At 66.8% G+C, this 15402-nt stretch carries 15 protein-coding genes; 6 read left to right on the top strand and 9 right to left on the bottom strand.

Annotation, left to right across the window (positions count from 1 at the left end; genetic code table 11):
- Positions 1 to 36 precede the first annotated feature (36 nt).
- Positions 37 to 1506, bottom strand: coding sequence for a carotenoid oxygenase family protein (locus U9J33_RS22540; RefSeq protein WP_324699221.1), 1470 nt, complete (start codon positions 1504 to 1506; stop codon positions 37 to 39).
- Positions 1507 to 1611: 105 nt separating this feature from the next.
- Between U9J33_RS22540 and U9J33_RS22535 the strand changes: the two genes are divergently transcribed.
- Positions 1612 to 2079, top strand: coding sequence for a MarR family winged helix-turn-helix transcriptional regulator (locus U9J33_RS22535; RefSeq protein ID WP_054436039.1), 468 nt, complete (start codon positions 1612 to 1614; stop codon positions 2077 to 2079).
- Positions 2080 to 2101: 22 nt separating this feature from the next.
- Here U9J33_RS22535 and U9J33_RS22530 read toward each other — a convergent pair whose 3' ends face one another.
- The 3 genes from U9J33_RS22530 to U9J33_RS22520 all read right to left on the bottom strand — a co-directional run bounded on the left by U9J33_RS22530 (position 2102) and on the right by U9J33_RS22520 (position 5915).
- Positions 2102 to 3799 (bottom strand): acyl-CoA dehydrogenase family protein, encoded by a 1698-nt coding sequence (locus U9J33_RS22530; RefSeq protein WP_324699220.1) that lies wholly within the window; start codon positions 3797 to 3799, stop codon positions 2102 to 2104.
- Between the two features lie 13 nt (positions 3800 to 3812).
- The gene (locus U9J33_RS22525; RefSeq protein WP_292636514.1) at positions 3813 to 5120 is read right to left on the bottom strand and encodes an MFS transporter; all 1308 of its coding nucleotides are present in this window, start codon (positions 5118 to 5120) and stop codon (positions 3813 to 3815) included.
- A gap of 69 nt (positions 5121 to 5189) precedes the next feature.
- Entirely contained in the window at positions 5190 to 5915 is a 726-nt protein-coding gene (locus tag U9J33_RS22520) for a nuclear transport factor 2 family protein (protein WP_185999287.1), read from the bottom strand.
- 67 nt (positions 5916 to 5982) lie between these two features.
- Between U9J33_RS22520 and U9J33_RS22515 the strand changes: the two genes are divergently transcribed.
- Complete coding sequence (locus U9J33_RS22515; protein ID WP_054436036.1) at positions 5983 to 6897, top strand: SDR family oxidoreductase; 915 nt, start codon at positions 5983 to 5985, stop codon at positions 6895 to 6897.
- A 74-nt stretch (positions 6898 to 6971) separates the two neighbouring features.
- On the opposite strand, the gene U9J33_RS22510 is transcribed toward U9J33_RS22515, so the two are convergent.
- The 4 genes from U9J33_RS22510 to U9J33_RS22495 are packed head-to-tail and all read right to left on the bottom strand — an operon-like array spanning position 6972 to position 10873.
- A complete protein-coding gene (locus U9J33_RS22510; RefSeq protein WP_185999286.1) occupies positions 6972 to 8408 on the bottom strand; it encodes an aldehyde dehydrogenase family protein in 1437 nt (478 codons plus the stop codon).
- 40 nt (positions 8409 to 8448) lie between these two features.
- The gene (locus tag U9J33_RS22505; protein WP_324699971.1) at positions 8449 to 9231 is read right to left on the bottom strand and encodes a glutathione S-transferase family protein; all 783 of its coding nucleotides are present in this window, start codon (positions 9229 to 9231) and stop codon (positions 8449 to 8451) included.
- A gap of 53 nt (positions 9232 to 9284) precedes the next feature.
- Entirely contained in the window at positions 9285 to 10106 is an 822-nt protein-coding gene (locus U9J33_RS22500; protein WP_324699219.1) for a beta-etherase, read from the bottom strand.
- 14 nt (positions 10107 to 10120) lie between these two features.
- Positions 10121 to 10873: a glutathione S-transferase family protein gene (locus U9J33_RS22495; protein WP_054436033.1), complete on the bottom strand. Its 753-nt coding sequence runs from the start codon at positions 10871 to 10873 to the stop codon at positions 10121 to 10123.
- Positions 10874 to 11106: 233 nt separating this feature from the next.
- Here U9J33_RS22495 and U9J33_RS22490 point away from each other — a divergent pair, with 233 nt between their 5' ends.
- From U9J33_RS22490 to U9J33_RS22475, 4 genes are read left to right on the top strand one after another with little or no spacing between them, the layout of a single operon-like run.
- Entirely contained in the window at positions 11107 to 11787 is a 681-nt protein-coding gene (locus U9J33_RS22490; protein ID WP_185999284.1) for a glutathione S-transferase family protein, read from the top strand.
- A 2-nt stretch (positions 11788 to 11789) separates the two neighbouring features.
- Positions 11790 to 12212 carry an acyl-CoA thioesterase gene (locus U9J33_RS22485; RefSeq protein WP_324699218.1) on the top strand — a complete coding sequence of 141 codons (423 nt, stop codon included), beginning with the start codon at positions 11790 to 11792 and terminating at the stop codon, positions 12210 to 12212.
- Between the two features lie 56 nt (positions 12213 to 12268).
- Positions 12269 to 13138, top strand: coding sequence for a CmcJ/NvfI family oxidoreductase (locus tag U9J33_RS22480; protein WP_324699217.1), 870 nt, complete (start codon positions 12269 to 12271; stop codon positions 13136 to 13138).
- Positions 13135 to 14556 carry an MFS transporter gene (locus tag U9J33_RS22475; RefSeq protein WP_324699216.1) on the top strand — a complete coding sequence of 474 codons (1422 nt, stop codon included), beginning with the start codon at positions 13135 to 13137 and terminating at the stop codon, positions 14554 to 14556. Before U9J33_RS22480 ends, U9J33_RS22475 begins: the two co-directional genes overlap by 4 nt.
- Here the strand turns inward: U9J33_RS22475 and U9J33_RS22470 are convergent.
- On the bottom strand, positions 14516 to 15313 hold the full coding sequence (locus tag U9J33_RS22470) for a helix-turn-helix transcriptional regulator (RefSeq protein ID WP_292636512.1): 798 nt from the start codon (positions 15311 to 15313) through the stop codon (positions 14516 to 14518). The genes U9J33_RS22475 and U9J33_RS22470 overlap by 41 nt on opposite strands.
- Positions 15314 to 15402: the final 89 nt, after the last annotated feature.

Raw genomic sequence — 15402 nt, 5'->3', positions numbered from 1 at the left:
GCAGCGGCTTCTCCCCTTTTTTGCGGGCCTTCCTCCTCAGGCCGCCAGCCCGATCGCACCGGCATCGGCCCAGTTGCCGTGGAGCCCGAAGCGCAGCCGGATCGGAACGTGGATGGTCGCCACCGGCCCCTTCTCGATATCGAGCGCATCGAAGATCAGCAGGTCGCTGCAGTGGTCCTCCAGCCGGTTGCAGACCTGCACGATCCAGCCGTCCCCCTCGGGCGCATCGGCGAAGCGGGGCACGAAGCACGGTTCCTGCAAGCTGGACACCGGCCCGCACCACCAGTGCTGCTCGCGCCCGGTTTCGAGGTCCTTGAGGAACAGGCAGTTCATCAGCAGCCCGCCCGCGCTGCCGCCGCGCAGTTCCACCGGGCGGCGCATGTCCATCTCCAGCATCCAGCCGTAACGCGTCTTGCGCCCGGTGAAGCGGTCGTCGATGCGGGGAAACTCGGCGGCGGTATCGGACAGGCGGCTGATCGCCTCGAAGCTATCGCCGTTGGAGGCCATGTCCACGGTCCAGTCGGTCAGATAGCTCATCGCCTCCATGCCGTTGAACGGCGCGCCGTGGACGTCCGGGAAGAACGGGAACATGTTGTTCTTCGCCTCGGCGGTGAGGAAGTGGACCCGCGATCCCTCCTGCCATGCGTTCAGGACATGGCTGGCGAAGCAATTGTCGCGGCGGAACCAGCGGATCTCCTCGCCTGTCACCCCTTCTCGGCGCGGCAGCACGCCCAGATAGACCGGCAGGCTCGTGTCGAACCCGAAGTGCGGAAGGCCCTTATCGAGCCGGTCCCAGCTTCCCACGGAGGGCACGATGTGCATCACCAAGTAGTCCCGGGTGATCGCGAAATCGTGCATCATGCAATAGTAGGGCGCCTTGAACCACACCTCGCGCAGCAGCGCGCCATCGGGGCCGACCTCGTAATAGGCCACGTCGTCGGTGCAGAGGCCCGAGGCGGCATAGCCGATCGCAACCATATTGCCGGTGACCGGATCGACCTTGGGATGCGCGGTGAAGGTCTGCCCGCGCATGGCTCCGCCGAAGGTCTCGAAACCGATGGTCTCCATCGTCGCCGGGTCCATCAGCAGCGCCGGGCTGTCCTCCTTCATCGCCCAGAGCTTGCCCGCGTAGATCCAGGCATTGGTGTTCGCAGTGGAGCGGAACCGGCCCTCCACCGCGGGATCGTCCGTCAACGGATTGCGATAGGCGCCGAACAGCCCCTTTCCGGCTTCGCGTTCCAGCTTCCACTTGTCGGTATGGGCCCAGCGCTGGCGCAAGTCGCACCGGCCGTCGTGGATATGGAACCGCGTGATCATGCCGTCGCCGTTGAAGGCGATATCGTCGCCAAGGCGCGGCGGGAACTGCGGATCGGGCTGGACGCGGAAGAACGCACCGTTCAGTTCGGGCGGAATCGTGCCCTCATGCGCAAGGTCGGCGATATCCGCCTCGATCCGCGATGGGGTGTTGAAGCCGGTAAAGCTCGGGGTTTCCGGGAAATGGGCCATAACCTCTCCAGTCTTATATTGTCGTCGCGATATTGTATGCTTCACTGACAATTATTTTCCAAGCCATCGCTTGACGATTCCCGCAAACGCTCGCAACAGGACGTGATGAGAGACGCCGAAACATTCGCGGGACTGACAGCCGGTCGCACGCTAGATCACGTTCTGGACCTGCACCTGCGCCTGGCCCAAAGCGCCACGCAGCGCCGTTTTTCGGAGATCTTCAGCGATCTGGGCATTACCCAGACCCAGCTTACCGCGATGCTCCTGATCGCCGAGAATCCCGGCACCTCGCAAGCCGACATCGGCCGCACGCTCCAGATGGACCGCGCCACGGTGATGGGCATCATCAACCGTCTGGAAGGCCGCGAACTGATCGTGCGCGGGCAATCCACCGAGGATCGCCGCCGCCAGACGCTGGAAATTACCGAGCAGGGCGTGGCCATGCTTTCCGCCGCGCATGAGCGCAGCGGCGAACTCGGACTATGGCTGCGCGAACGCTTCTCCGATGCCGAGTTCCACATGCTCGCAGCCCTCCTGAAGCGCATTCACGACGTCGATATCGGCGGCCTCTGAGAGCGGCGCCGCCAAAAGCCCGCTAATCGAGAAGCGCGGCGATCCCCTCCAGCCGCTGCGCACCAAGGCGCGCCAGCCCGGCCTGCGCTTCGGCGCGAACGGGCAATTCGGTGAGATGAAAACGCGCCGCCGCCTTCATGCGCCTGCCCGCCGCATCGTCGCCCGCGCGGTGGACCAGGCGTAGCGCCATCCAGCCGCAGGCGGCCATGCCGCACAAGTCCAGGAAGGCTGTCGCGCCGGCCTCTGCCCCTCGCGCCGCGCCCCGCATGGCCGAAAGATCGGCGGCGGTCCGCTCCAGCAGGTCCAGCACTTGCGCCAGTTGGCGGGAGGGCTCGCCATCCCGCAATTCGCCGCGCGCCCATGCAAGGAAGCGCGCCAGCCCCTCGCCCTCCTCGCGCCAGAGGCGGCGGTGAAGCATGTCGATGGCCTGAATGCCGCTGGTCCCTTCGAACACGGAGAAGACCCGCGCATCGCGCAGCCGCTGCTCGACGGGCCATTCGCAGGTATAGCCGGCCCCGCCCAGCACCTGCAGCGCCTCGCTCGCCACGTCGAAGGCGAGCCGCGCCGCGCCGTCCTTTACGATGGGCAACAGGAATTGCGCGAGCGACAGCCACTGCGCCCGCGCGTCCCCGTCCGCAGCGCGGCTGCCGAGTTCCAGCGCCGTCGCACAGGCCAGCGCCAGTGCGCGCGCGGTCTCGATCCTGCCCGCCATGCCCAGCAGCATCCGCTGTACATCGGCATGAGCGGCAATGGGCACGGGCGGTGCATCGGGGGCGCCGCCCTGTCGCCGCTCCTGCGCATAGCGCAGAGCGGTTTCGAAGGCTCCGCTGGCCACCCCGATCCCCTGCGGACCGCAGGAAAGCCGCATACGCAGCATCATGTGGAACAGGGTCTGGAGCCCGCGGCCCTCCTGCCCGATCAGCACGGCGGGCGCATTCTCGAAGCCGAGCACGCAAGTCGGCGAGCCATGAAGGCCGAGCTTCTCCTCGATCCGGCGCAGGAACACGCCGCCACGCGCGCCCTCCCCGTCGCCGTCAGGCACGAGGAACAGGCCGAGCCCGCGAACGCCCTGCCCTTCGCCAGACCGGGCCAGCATGAAGTGCCCGATCCGCCCGGCAAGATCATGGTCGCCATAGGAAATCCAGCATTTCTCGCCAGTCACGCGCCATGCGCCGTCTTCGCCCTTTACCGCCCGCGTGCGGATGCGACCGACGTCCGAGCCGGCGTCAGGTTCGGAGATGCAGATAGTGGCGGCCCATTCGCCCGAAAGCAGGCGCGGCACCCATTCCCCGGCCAGCTCTTCCGCCGCGCTTTCCAGCAGCAGCTCCGCCGCCGTGCGGCCCGGGGTGGCCAGCATGGCAAAGGCGGGCGAGGCGCGGTTGAGCAGTTCCTCGCAGGCGCCCTGCAGGAGCAACGGCAACCCCATGCCGCCCATCGCTTCCGGCAGCGGCAGCCCGAGCCAGCCGTCCTGCGCATAGCGCGCCCAGGCCTCGCGGTGGCCGGGCGCGGTCCGCACGCGGCCGCACGCCACCTGAGCGCCCTGCCGGTCCAGCACCGGATCGAGCGGCGCTACCAGCTCTTCCGCCATGCGCCCGGCCTGCGTGACGACGTGCCCCCAGGTTTCGGGATCGACCTCCACGCCCGCCTCGGCAAGGTCCGAAAGGAAGGGCGTGATCTCCAGATGCCGGACAAGGGCATCGACATGCGACTGGTATTGCAAGACGAACCTCCAATCAGCCGCGCACGCGCAGCTTGAGGCAGGACAGGGCGATTGCCGCGAGGAACGAGCCGCCGGCAATCAGCGTGGAAACCATGGCCAGCGGCAGGCCCGCCTCGAAGAGCATGCCTGCCACGATGGGAGACAGCGCCGCGCCGCCGCGCCCGACGCCGATGGCAAAGCCGGTGCCGGTCGCCCGGACATGGGTGGGGAAGGCCCGCGCGAAGATCGTGTAGAGCCCGGACACCGCGCTGTTGGTGAACAGGCCCGAGGCGAAGGCGAGCGCGGAGAGCCCGGCCAGCGTGTTCACGCCAAGCGCGCCGAACAACGCCACCATCACGGACGACCCAAGCAGCACCGCCACCGTCGCGCCCTTCAGCGGCAATCGCTGCACCGCCACGCCGAACAGCGCCCCGCCGATCGCCCCGCCAAGGTTCGCCCACACCAGCACACCGGCCGCTTCGGGCGGAGGAAAGCCGATGTCGACAACGATCTTCGGCACCCATTTCAGGATGAAGTAGAAGCTCACGACATGGGCGAAGTAAGCAAATGTGACCAGCAGCGTCGTGCCGATCAGGCCGGGGCGCAGGATGTCCGCGATGGAGGCGGCGGATTCCTCCACGGTGGGCGGCGGCAGCGCCGAAACCGGAGGATGGCCGCAGCGGGCCAGCACGGCATTGACCCGCGCCAGCGTGCCCGGACCGCGCCGCACCAGCAGGAACTGCACCGGCTCCGGCACCAGGAACCACACCAGCGGGATGAACGCCGCCGTCGCGAGGCAGCCGAACCAGAAGATCGCGTGCCAGTCGAACAGGGTCAGCAGCCAGGCGGCAGCGAGCCCGCCGATCACCGCGCCCAGCGGATAGCCGATCACCATCACCGCCAGCGCCAGGTTGCGGCGACGGGCATTGGCGAATTCCGCGGTCACCGCGTTGATCGCCGCCAGCATCCCGCCGATGCCGAGCCCGGTGAGCACGCGCCAGACCGAAAGCGTCGCCACGCCCGTCGCCTGCGTCGCCATCGCCATGCCCAGCGCCATGACGCAGAGACAGCCGAGGATCGTGCGCCGCCGCCCGACCCGGTCCGCGACGCTGCCGAGCACCACCGAACCGATGGCCATGCCGATCAGTTCCATCGACAGCACGACCCCCAGCGCCACCCGGTCGATCCCCCAGTCCGCCGCGATGCCGGGCGCGGCGAAGCTGATCGACAGCACATCGAACCCGTCAAGCGCATTGAGCCCGACCATGATCGCCACGGTCGCCACTTGCGCCCGTGACATCGGGGCACGCTCGATGATCTCACGCGGATCTGTTGCCGGCACGCTTTCCCTTTCTTTTATCGTCTTTTTTGCGAGGCTAGCGGCTCTCCCCGCCGCTGTCCCGGCGGATTTTCAGCCCACTTCCTGACCAGCCAGCACGTTGCCGAACCGGGGATGGGCGAAATGCATCGGCACGTCGTGGCGATAGGGCCAGGTGGGCCGGTGGGCGCTTTGCGGCAGCAGGCGATCGGGGCCGATCGGATCCTCGGGGAACGTCAGCGCGGCGGGCTGGAGATGCGAGGTGGTGTGCGCCCAACCTTGCTCATAATCGCCCTGCCACTGCATCATGTAGTCCAGCCGCTTGATCTTCCACACGCCGTCCTCGCGCACGTAATCGTTCTCGTAGATGCCGGCTTCCATGAACTGCTGCGGCATGATCTCCTCGCGCGTGTCCTGGAAATCGTCGTGCCAGCCGCCGAACAGCATGCCGCGAAAGCGCCCCTTGGCGGTCTGGCGATCGGGCGCGACGGTGATCACGTCCTGCATCTGGAAATGATCGAGCAGCAACCCGTTCACCGGCCCCGGCTTTCCGCCGGTGAAGCGCTGCTGGATCCAGTCGCCGTAAAGGCGCTTCACCCCTGCATGGCCGACGTACTCGCCCGACAGGAACACGACCATGCCGTCCTCGGCGAAGAGTTCGGCAACCTGATCCGGCAGGTTGAAATCGATGTAATAGCCATAGGCCCAGTGCAGGCGGCGAATGGCATTCACATCCTCCAGTTCGCCCACCCGGTGCTCCAGCGCATCGAGACGGGCTTCGAGATGGGCGGGAGGCAGGTTCGAATCAGGCTCTGGCATCTCGATCTCTCCTCGATTATTGATTTGCTACACTAACGAATAAATTCGTCTTGCCGAGAGGATTGTCATGAAAAACAGCAAACGCGTGGCCTTCGTGACAGGAGGGGTTTCGGGCCTGGGCTTCGGAATCGCCCGCGCCTTGTCGAACGCGGGTTTCCGGCTGGCGCTAAGCTACCGCAATGAGGACTACCGCGCAGAAGCGGAGCGATGGTTCGCGGAAAATGGCAGGGAAACGCCGATTTTCCTGAAACTGGACGTGACCGACCGTGCCCGCTTCGCCGAAGTCGCCAGGGAAATCGAGGCGACCTTCGGCCGGCTCGACGTGCTGGTGAACAATGCCGGCGTCTCCGTGTTCGGCCCGACCGACGAAGCCAGCCATGCCGATTACGACTGGATCATGGGCGTGAACTTCGGAGGTGTAGTAAACGGACTTGTCGCGTTGCTTCCTCTGCTGAAACGGACCGGGCCGGGAAGCCATGTCGTCAATGTCGCATCCATGGCCGCCTATCTCTCCGGTCCGCAGGCCGGCATCTACACCGCCAGCAAGTTCGCGGTGCGCGGCCTTACCGAATCCTTGCGCTACAACCTTGCCCCGCAGGGCATCGGCGTATCGCTGCTCTGCCCCGGCCTTACCCGCACCAACGCCTGGGACAGCGCCTTCCGCCGCCCCGAGACATTCGGCGAAAGCGGCTTCGGCGAGCTTGACCGCGCGGCGCTGACGCAGTTCGGCGCTGCCTTCGACCTCGGCATGGACCCGCTCGAAGTGGGCGAGAAGGCCCTGCGCGGGATCGAGGAGAATGCCCCCCTGATCTTCTCCCACCCCGAATATGCCGAGGATTTTCGCGAGATTTACGAGGCCTCGCTGGCGGCCCTGCCCGACGAACCGGCCCCCGCGGCCCGTCTGGAGATCGAACGCCTGCGCCGCGAGGGAAACCGCGCGGCGGCGGGCGGACGAACCGTGTCGATCGCCGATCTGACCTGATCCATCCGCCCTGCGCCCCCGTCCGACCATTGCGGGGCGGGCATATGGGGCCGGGAGATACCGGCCCCCCTTCGTCACGCCTCGACCGGCTGGTACTGGCCGATGACCGACTTGACCTCGAGGAACTCCTCGATCCCGAACTTGCCGAATTCGCGGCCATTGCCGGACTGCTTGTAACCGCCGAACGGCATGTCGAAAGCAAGGCCCCCGGAATTCACGAAGACCGCGCCCGCGCGCAGCTTGCCCACCAGCTTGCCCGCCCGCGCCGGATCGCCCGCGATATAGGCGCCAAGGCCGTAAGGCGTGTCATTGGCGATGCGCACCGCGTCGGCTTCATCGTCATAAGGCATGATGACCAGCACCGGGCCGAAGATTTCCTCCTGCGCGATGGTCATGTCGGGCGTCACGTCGGCGAAGACGGTGGGCTTGACGTAATAGCCCTTGTCCAGCCCTTCGGGCCGCCCGAGCCCGCCGGTCACCAGCGTCGCGCCTTCTTCGATGCCCTTCTGGATCAGGCCCTGGATCTTCTCGTACTGCGCCTTGTTCACCACCGGGCCGATGTGCGGCCCTTCGCTGAGCGGATCGCCAACCGGCTTGGCGGCGAACATCTCGCCCACCTTCTCGGCCGCATCGTCATGCTGCGAACGGTGGACCAGCATGCGCGTAGGCGCCACGCAGCTCTGGCCGGAGTTGAGCAGCACCCCGCCCACGCCGCCGGGAAGCGCCACGTCCAGCGGCGTGCCTTCGAGGATGATGTTAGGCGACTTGCCGCCCAGTTCCTGCGACACCCGCTTCACGGTATCGGCGGCGTTCTTGGCCACCATGATCCCGGCGCGGGTGGAGCCGGTGAAGGAGATCATGTCGATCCCCGGATGCCGCGCCAGCGCGGTGCCCACTTCCGCGCCGTCACCCTGCACGAGGTTGAACACCCCCGCCGGAACGCCTGCCGCCTCCATCACTTCGGCGAAGATCGCGGCGGAACTGGGTGCTTCCTCGCTAGGCTTGAGGATCATCGTGCAACCGGCGGCCAGGCACGGCCCCACTTTGGCGACGATCTGGTTCATCGGCCAGTTCCACGGCGTGATGAGCGCGACGACGCCGATCGGCTCGCGCAGCACCGTATTGTCGCCGATCTTCTCGGAAAATTCGAAGGCATCGAGCGAAGCCAGCGCCTGTCCGAGATGGGCCACGCCCGATCCCGCCTGCGCGGTCGAGGCCGTGGAGATCGGGCAGCCCATTTCGGTGGCGATAGCCTCCGCAATGTCGGGAATGCGGGCCTTGTAGGCTTCGATCACTTTCCCGATCAGCGCCATGCGTTCCTGCTTGTCGGTCTGCGAGAACGTCTCGAACGCCCGCCGCGCGGCTTCCACGGCAAGGTCCACGTCGGCGGCGGTGCCCAGCACGATCTCGCTCGCCTGCCCCTCGGTAGCCGGGTTGACCACCGAATGACGGCGGCCGCCCCGGCTGTCGGTCCAGCGGCCGTCGATATAGTTCTGCGGATAGCTCTTCATGATCCTGCTCCCGTTGGAGGGTTGTTCTCGTCGATGATGGTCAGGCCGCGATGAGCCCGAGTTCGGCGTCGGTCGCCGGAGGTCCCCACTTGTCGCGCGGGGGCATCGGGCGCGTGTTCCAGGCGGGATCGAGCGTGAAGCTCGACACCGCGCGGCCTTCCGGCAGGCGCCCGTTCCCGCCGCCCTGCGCATAGTCGTAATAGAGCGTCATCAGTTCGCGGTGCCCGTGGCGGCGCTGCACGACCGGGTGCGAAAGGCACGCCTCGCGCCAGCGCAGCACGCGCGAAAGGTGCTGCGGCACTTCGTAGGCCTCGTAGTATTCGAGGAACCACAGCCGCTTGAACATCGGCGCGAAGGCGACTTCCGCCCAGCCGAACCGGTCGAACAGATAGTTCCCGTCAGGTGCATAGTGCCGCAGGAAGTCGTCGAGGCGGGTATATTGCGCATCGACTTCGGCCCGGTGCTCTTCGCGCTTGGCCGCATCCCGGTTGAGGATCATCCGGTAACCCGCGCCGGTGAACTGCCCGTCCGTGGCGCAAAGCATCGCCTCCACCGCATGTTCGAAGGGATCGGCCCGCGCCACCGGCACTTCGGGAAAGCGATCCTCGAAGTAGCGCATGATGACCATGCTCTCCTTCAGCGTCTCGCCGTTTTCCAGTTCCAGCGCCGGAAGCGCGGTGGTTCCCCGCGTCTTGGCAAGAAGCCAGTCGGGCCGGGCCAGCGAAATGTCGATCTCGTGATCCGCCATGAGCCCTGACAGCCCCTTGAGATCCAGCAGCAGCTCGACCCGTTCGGAAAAGGGGCAGCCCGGTATGTGGTACATCCGCAAGGCGCCGCCCGGCGGCTCGTCATGCCATGCCATAGCCTGTGCTCCATTCAATCGGCGGGTTCGACCTGCGGCGCGGCGCCGCGATTGACCGGCGCCACCTCTATCCCCGCGCCGCCGGATTCGAAGGGTTCCGGGTCGCCCGGCCGCAGCCGGAGCCCGAACAGCGTGTGCATGGCGGGATGACGGCCCAGCCCGCCGAAGAGGTCGAAGCCCCGGTCCAGCCAGTCGCGCAGGGGATCGTCCCCGGTCAGCGGCGGGGTGGTGGCGACAGAGGCCGTCCAGAGGAACACCGCCAGCGCCGTATAATCGGCGAAGTTGGGCTTTTCCCCGCCCAGCCACGGCGTATCGCGCAGCAGCTTGCGGAAGGGTTCGAGCGTGGGCGGCACCAGCGGCAGCCGGTCCTCGCGCCCGGCCTGCACGTCCTCCAGCTTGCGCCCGCCAAGGAACATCGTCTCGCGCGAGTGCCGGACATAGGCGTGGTCCTGCGGCAGCGACAGGTTGTGGTAATCGAGGATGTAGCACGAGAACCACGGCCCGATCGCCGTCTTCCAGAGCCAGGCGTCGAGGAACCTGGTCAGTTCCTTCATCGAAGGCCCCTCGAACAGCATGGGCCGGTCGGGGTATTTCTCGTCGAGATATTCCGCGATCTTCCAGCTATCGAGCACCCATTCGCCGTCATCGACGATCACCGGCACGCGCTCGCTGCGCCCGCCGGTCCGCTCGGCGATGCCGGTGAAGCCGCCGGGCACGAGGTCCACGTCGAAACCCTTGTGCGCCAGCGCATACCTGGTGCGCCACACGAAGGGACTGATCGTGCAGCCCGAAGCGAGCTGCAGATCGTAGAGCGTGATGCGGTTGTCCCTGGCCATCGCCCTTCTCCCCTTCAGACCGTGACCTTGCGGCCGCGATCGCCGAATTCGCTTTTCGAATTGGCGAACATCTTCTGGCAGCCGGGGCGGTCGTTGATGCGATCGATCCAGCCCACCAGATGCGGCGTCGCCTCGCGGTTCACGATATCCGCGAAGCTGTTCTGCATGCCGTTGGCGATGGCGAAGTTGCACACGTCCGCCAGCGTGAATTGCTCGCCCACCAGCCAGGTGCTTTCGGAAAGCCGCTTTTCGACACGGTCCACCGAGACGCGGATTTTGCGCATTTCCTCTTCCAGCACGTCCCTGGGGAAGCCGGCACGGGCGGTGCGCCACTTGGTGCGCTGCTCGGGGATCGGGATGCGGGCGACCTTGGCCTCGAACTCCTCGTCCGAAAGCGCGCGGGCCATCGGCCCGATGCCGCGCTCCCACCCCAGCGTGGAGACGCACCAGCAGAAATATTCGTCCACCCACTTGGTCCACACGCGCATCTCGGCGATCTGCACGGGGTCGGTCGGGCGCAGCTTGGGCGCATCGGGGAAGGCATCTTCGAGGTATTCGCAGATCACCGTCGATTCGGTGATGATGTGGCCGTCATGGTCAAGCGCGGGCACCTGTCCGCGCGGATTGATCTTCTTGAACCAGTCCTCGTGATGCTCGAACCGCGTGGGATCGACGAAGCGCGGGGTGAATTCCAGCCCCTTTTCATAGAGCGCGAGCAGCGGCTTGAGCGAATTGGCCGCAGGGCCAAAGCTGTAGAGCGTCAACATGTATCGGCAGTCCCTCTCCGTTCGTCCTTGCGGATCTGGAAGGCAGACTGCGTTGGGAATGCGGCGCGTGGAAGCCCAGCATCAATACTATTAGAATCGCCAACTGGTTGAGGCGGGCCAGCCTGTCACTGCCAGTGATACTGTTTGTGCTCTTCTGGTCGCGCGCGCCGCTGTCTGCTCTCTTCCCTGCGCAAGGCGCGCCGAATCGCGCGGCGAACACCCGGGAGAGACGCTTGCTCGAACTGCTGACTTCGGAAACGCCCAACGGCTGGAAGACCACGATCATGCTGGAGGAGCTCGGCGTGCCTTACAGGCTGCGCGCGATCTCGCTCACCGATCGGGAGCAGAAGGAGGACTGGTATGTCCGCCTCAACCCCAACGGCCGCATCCCGACTTTGATCGACCACGATGTGGAGACCGAAAACGGCGGCTTTGCGGTGTTCGAATCCGGTGCGATCCTGATCTACCTCGCCGAGAAATTCGGCCGCTTCCTGCCTGCCGACGTGGCCGGGCGCAGCCGCGTGATCCAGTGGGTCATGTGGCAGATGTCCGGGCTCGGCCCGATGATGGGGCAGGCCACGGTGTTCAACCGCTACTTCGAGGAGAAGCTGCCCGCCGTGATAGACCGCTACACGCGCGAAAGCCGCCGCCTCTTCGAAGTGATGGATGCGCGCCTGGCGACCGGCGAATACCTCGCCGGGGACTATTCGATCGCCGATATCGCCTGCTTCCCGTGGGTTCGCGGGCATGACTGGGCCTGCATCGACATGGAGGGCCTGCCGCATCTCCGGCGCTGGTTCGGCACCGTCGGCGCGCGCCCCGCGGTGCAGCGCGGCCTCATGCTGCCCCAGCCGCCATCCGCCGAGGAAATGGCCGAGAAGACGACCCGGCAGGGCAAGAACATCCTGGCCTGACGATGGCGCCCTTCCTCACGCGCGAGCATCGCATCGAATGGGGCCAGTGCGATCCGGCCGGGATCGTCTTCGCCCCCCGTTTCATCGACATGTTCGCCGAAAGCACGATCCTGCTGTTCGAAGCGGCCGGACTGCCCCGAAAGCGCGACATGCTCGCCGAGCTGGGCGTCGCCGGCTTTCCGCTGGTGGACCTGTCCGCCCGCTTCGGCTTTCCGGCGAGCTACGGCGACGTCGTGACCATCGAGGCCGACGCGCCGGAGTTCGGAAACAGCAGCTTCACTATCGCCCACCGCATCCGGCTGGGGGAGCGGATCTGCGTGGAAGGCACCGAGAAGCGCGTCTGGACCGTGCCCGCGCCGGACCGGCCCGGCGGCCTCCAGTCCGCGCGCGTACCCGACGCCGTCAGGAACCGCTTCCTGCGCTGAGCACCTTGCCTGCCCGCACCGGCACAAAGCCGGGCGGCATCCTTGGGAGAGAGAGCATGACCGATTCAGCCACGCGCAGCCGCCCCGGCGCGCAAGTAGAGACCACGATAGATTACCTGCTGCCCACCTCGCGCATCAACCGGCGCTTCTGGGCGCCGGGCAAGGAGTTCAACACCGGCGTCTACCAGCCCTATCCGGTAACGATCCGCAACGCCCGGCTGGCCGAGCGTCCGTTCACGCTCGATGAGCACGGCTTCTGCATTTCCCGCCATGAAACCGCCGTGCAGGACTTTGCCGACCCGCGGCAGCTCGCCGCCTATCCCGAGGAAGTGGCCCACGCCGCCAGGGCCCTGACCGGGTGCGACTACGTGTTCTGCATGGGCGGGCAGCTGCGCTCGCCGATCATCGCGGGCGAAGGCTACCAGCCGCCCGCCGCCGAGGCCCATGTCGACTTCAACTCGCGCTCGGCCCACAAGATCGCCGCCGCCCTTTACGAAAAAGGCCGCCCGGACGGGCCGGGATATGACCGTTTCATCGCCTTCAGCCTGTGGCGCACGTTCTCCCCTCCGCCGCAGGACTGGCCGCTGGCGCTTTGCGAAGGGCCGTCGGTGGGAGACGAGGACAGCGTGGCCAACATCAAGGTGGACGTGGACGAGATCCCGCAAGGCGATGCGCTCTACGCCCCGATCGAGGGCGAGGAGGACATGGTTGCCGCCACGATCTTCCGGCACAGCCCCGGCCATCGCTGGTGGTATTTCCCGGACATGACGCGGGACGAGGTGATCTTCATCAAGTTCCACGACAGCGACCACGACCGCGCCTGGCGCGCGCCGCACACCGCCTTCCACGACACCAGCCGCCCGGATGCACACGTGCGTGAAAGCTACGAATTCCGCGCCATCGCCTACTTCGAAAAGCCGCGATGACCGAAGTTCCGGCCGAGACTTCGGCCGATCCGCGCGCGGTGGCCATGATGGTCGCCTTCGTGATGTTCCTCTCGATCCTCGAAGCGACGGTGATCGCCACCGCCTTGCCCGACATGGCGCGCGATTTCGGCGTGGCGCCCAGCGGAATGGGCATAGGCATCACCGCCTACCTGCTGGTTTCCACCGCGTTCCTGCCGCTCAGCAGCTGGGCGGCCCAGCGCCTTGGCCCGCGCCGGGTGCTGACCGGCTCGGTGCTGGGTTTCGGCCTCGCCTCGCTGCTCTGTGCGCTGAGCACGGGTCTGGCGTTCTTCGTGGCGGCCCGCGCGCTGCAGGCGCTCTGCTCCAGCCTGATGACGCCGGTGGGCAACCTCGTGCTGCTGCGGGTGACGCCCAAGCACCGCCTGGTGGAAATGCTGGCGATCAGCACCACGCCCGCGCTGATCGCCCCGGTCATCGGCCCGCCGCTGGGCGGGCTGCTGACCGAAACGCTCGGCTGGCAGTCGATCTTCCTCATCAACCTGCCGCTCACCCTGATCGGCGCGCTGCTGACCCGCAAGCTGATCCCCCGCATCGCGCCCCGGCCCGCCCCGTTCGACCCGCTGGGCTTCGCGCTGGTCGCGATAGCGCTGGCCCTGCTGATCTACGGCTTCGACCGGCTCGGCGCCCATCCCGGCGCGGCATTGCTTCCCGCCGCGATGATCGCCTGCGGCAGCGCCGCGGCGCTGCTCGCCTTCCGCTACCTGCGCGCAAGGCCGGACGGACTGGTGCCGCTCACCGCCCTGCGCCACACGACCTTCCGCTCGATCGCGTTCGGTGCGGGCATGTTGATGCGCATCCCCCACATGGGCCAGGCGCTGGTCCTGCCGCTCTATTTCCAGCTCGCGTTCGGCATGTCCCCGGGGCTTGCCGGGCTCCTGCTGCTGGCCAACAACCTCGGCGATCTCGCGCTCAAGCCGGTGGTGGGCCGCGTGATCCGGGCGAGCGGCTTTCGCATGGCGCTTTCGGCGGGCACCGCGATGATGATGGCCTCGCTCGCGGCTATCGCAGCCTTCACGGCGCAGATGTCGCCATGGCTGATGGCCGCCGCGATGCTGCTGGTGGGCATGGCGCGGTCCGTGCCCTTCACCGGCATGGTCTCGCTCGCCTTCGCGGACGTGGCGCAGGAGGAACTGCCCGGCGCCATCGTGCTCAACAGCATCGGCAACGCACTTTCGGCCGCCATCGGCATCTCGCTGGGAGCCTTGTTCCTGAACCTGCGGATATTCACGCCGGACAGCGCGGAAGGGCCCTATCGCCTGGCCCTGGTGGCACTTGCCCTGATCGGCATGGGCGCGGTTCCCCTGTTCGCCCGGCTGCCCGCCGAAGCGGGCGCGCGCATCACCGCACGGCCGCTTCGAGAGGGCCAAGCTCCGGCCTGAGCCCGCGCAGCCGCTCCAGCAGCATGGCGTCGCGTTCCTCGTTGGGCGCGAATACGATCAGCCGCTGGCTGGGCACTTCCTCGATGGCGTAGGAGGTATGGCGGAACCAGATTTCGCCGATCTCGGGGAAGAAGCTGGAATTGATCCCCTCGAAATGGGAACGGATCTCGCTGCGCGCCCAGCTTTCGCGGAACAGCGCCGAACGTTCGGTGAGTTCGGCGATGATCTCGTCGAATATCTCGGGCTGCGCGGTCTGGCTGTAATCCCACTTGAAGCGCGCGGTCAGGCGCTGGCCCATTTCGCGGAAGAATTCGGGATCGCCCTGATAGCGCTCATTGAGCATGAGGATCTTGAACAGGTTCCGCTCGCTCCGCGCGAGCGGCGCGTAATCGCGGAAAGCCACCGAGACGAGCCGGTTCCAGCCCACCACCGTCCAGTCCTCGACGATCACCAGCGCCGGGATCGAGAGGCTGTCCAGCAAGTGCTGCGTGCCGGGGCGGATATCCTCGTCCAGCCGGGAGACCAGCGGCGGCGGGCGGTGCTGCGCCAGCGCGAAGAGATATTCCCGCTCGGTATCGGAAAGCCGCAAGGTGCGCCCCAGCCGCTCGATCATCGGGGCGGAGAGCTGGATTTCGCGCCCCTGCTCGAACCAGGTGTACCAAGTGACGCTCATCCCCGCGAGCGCGGCGACTTCCTCGCGGCGCAGGCCCTTGGCGCGTCGGCGCTCGCCATTGGGCAGGCCCACTTCGCTGGGCATCAGCCGTCCGCGCGCAGATTTCAGAAAAAGCGAAAGCTCCTCACGATGCGACATCGGTGCTCTATCTCCCTCCGGTCACGCCCTGAACC

This window comes from Novosphingobium sp. RL4 (genome assembly GCF_035658495.1).
GTDB lineage: Bacteria > Pseudomonadota > Alphaproteobacteria > Sphingomonadales > Sphingomonadaceae > Novosphingobium.
This window is presented reverse-complemented; position numbering and strand designations above follow the sequence as displayed.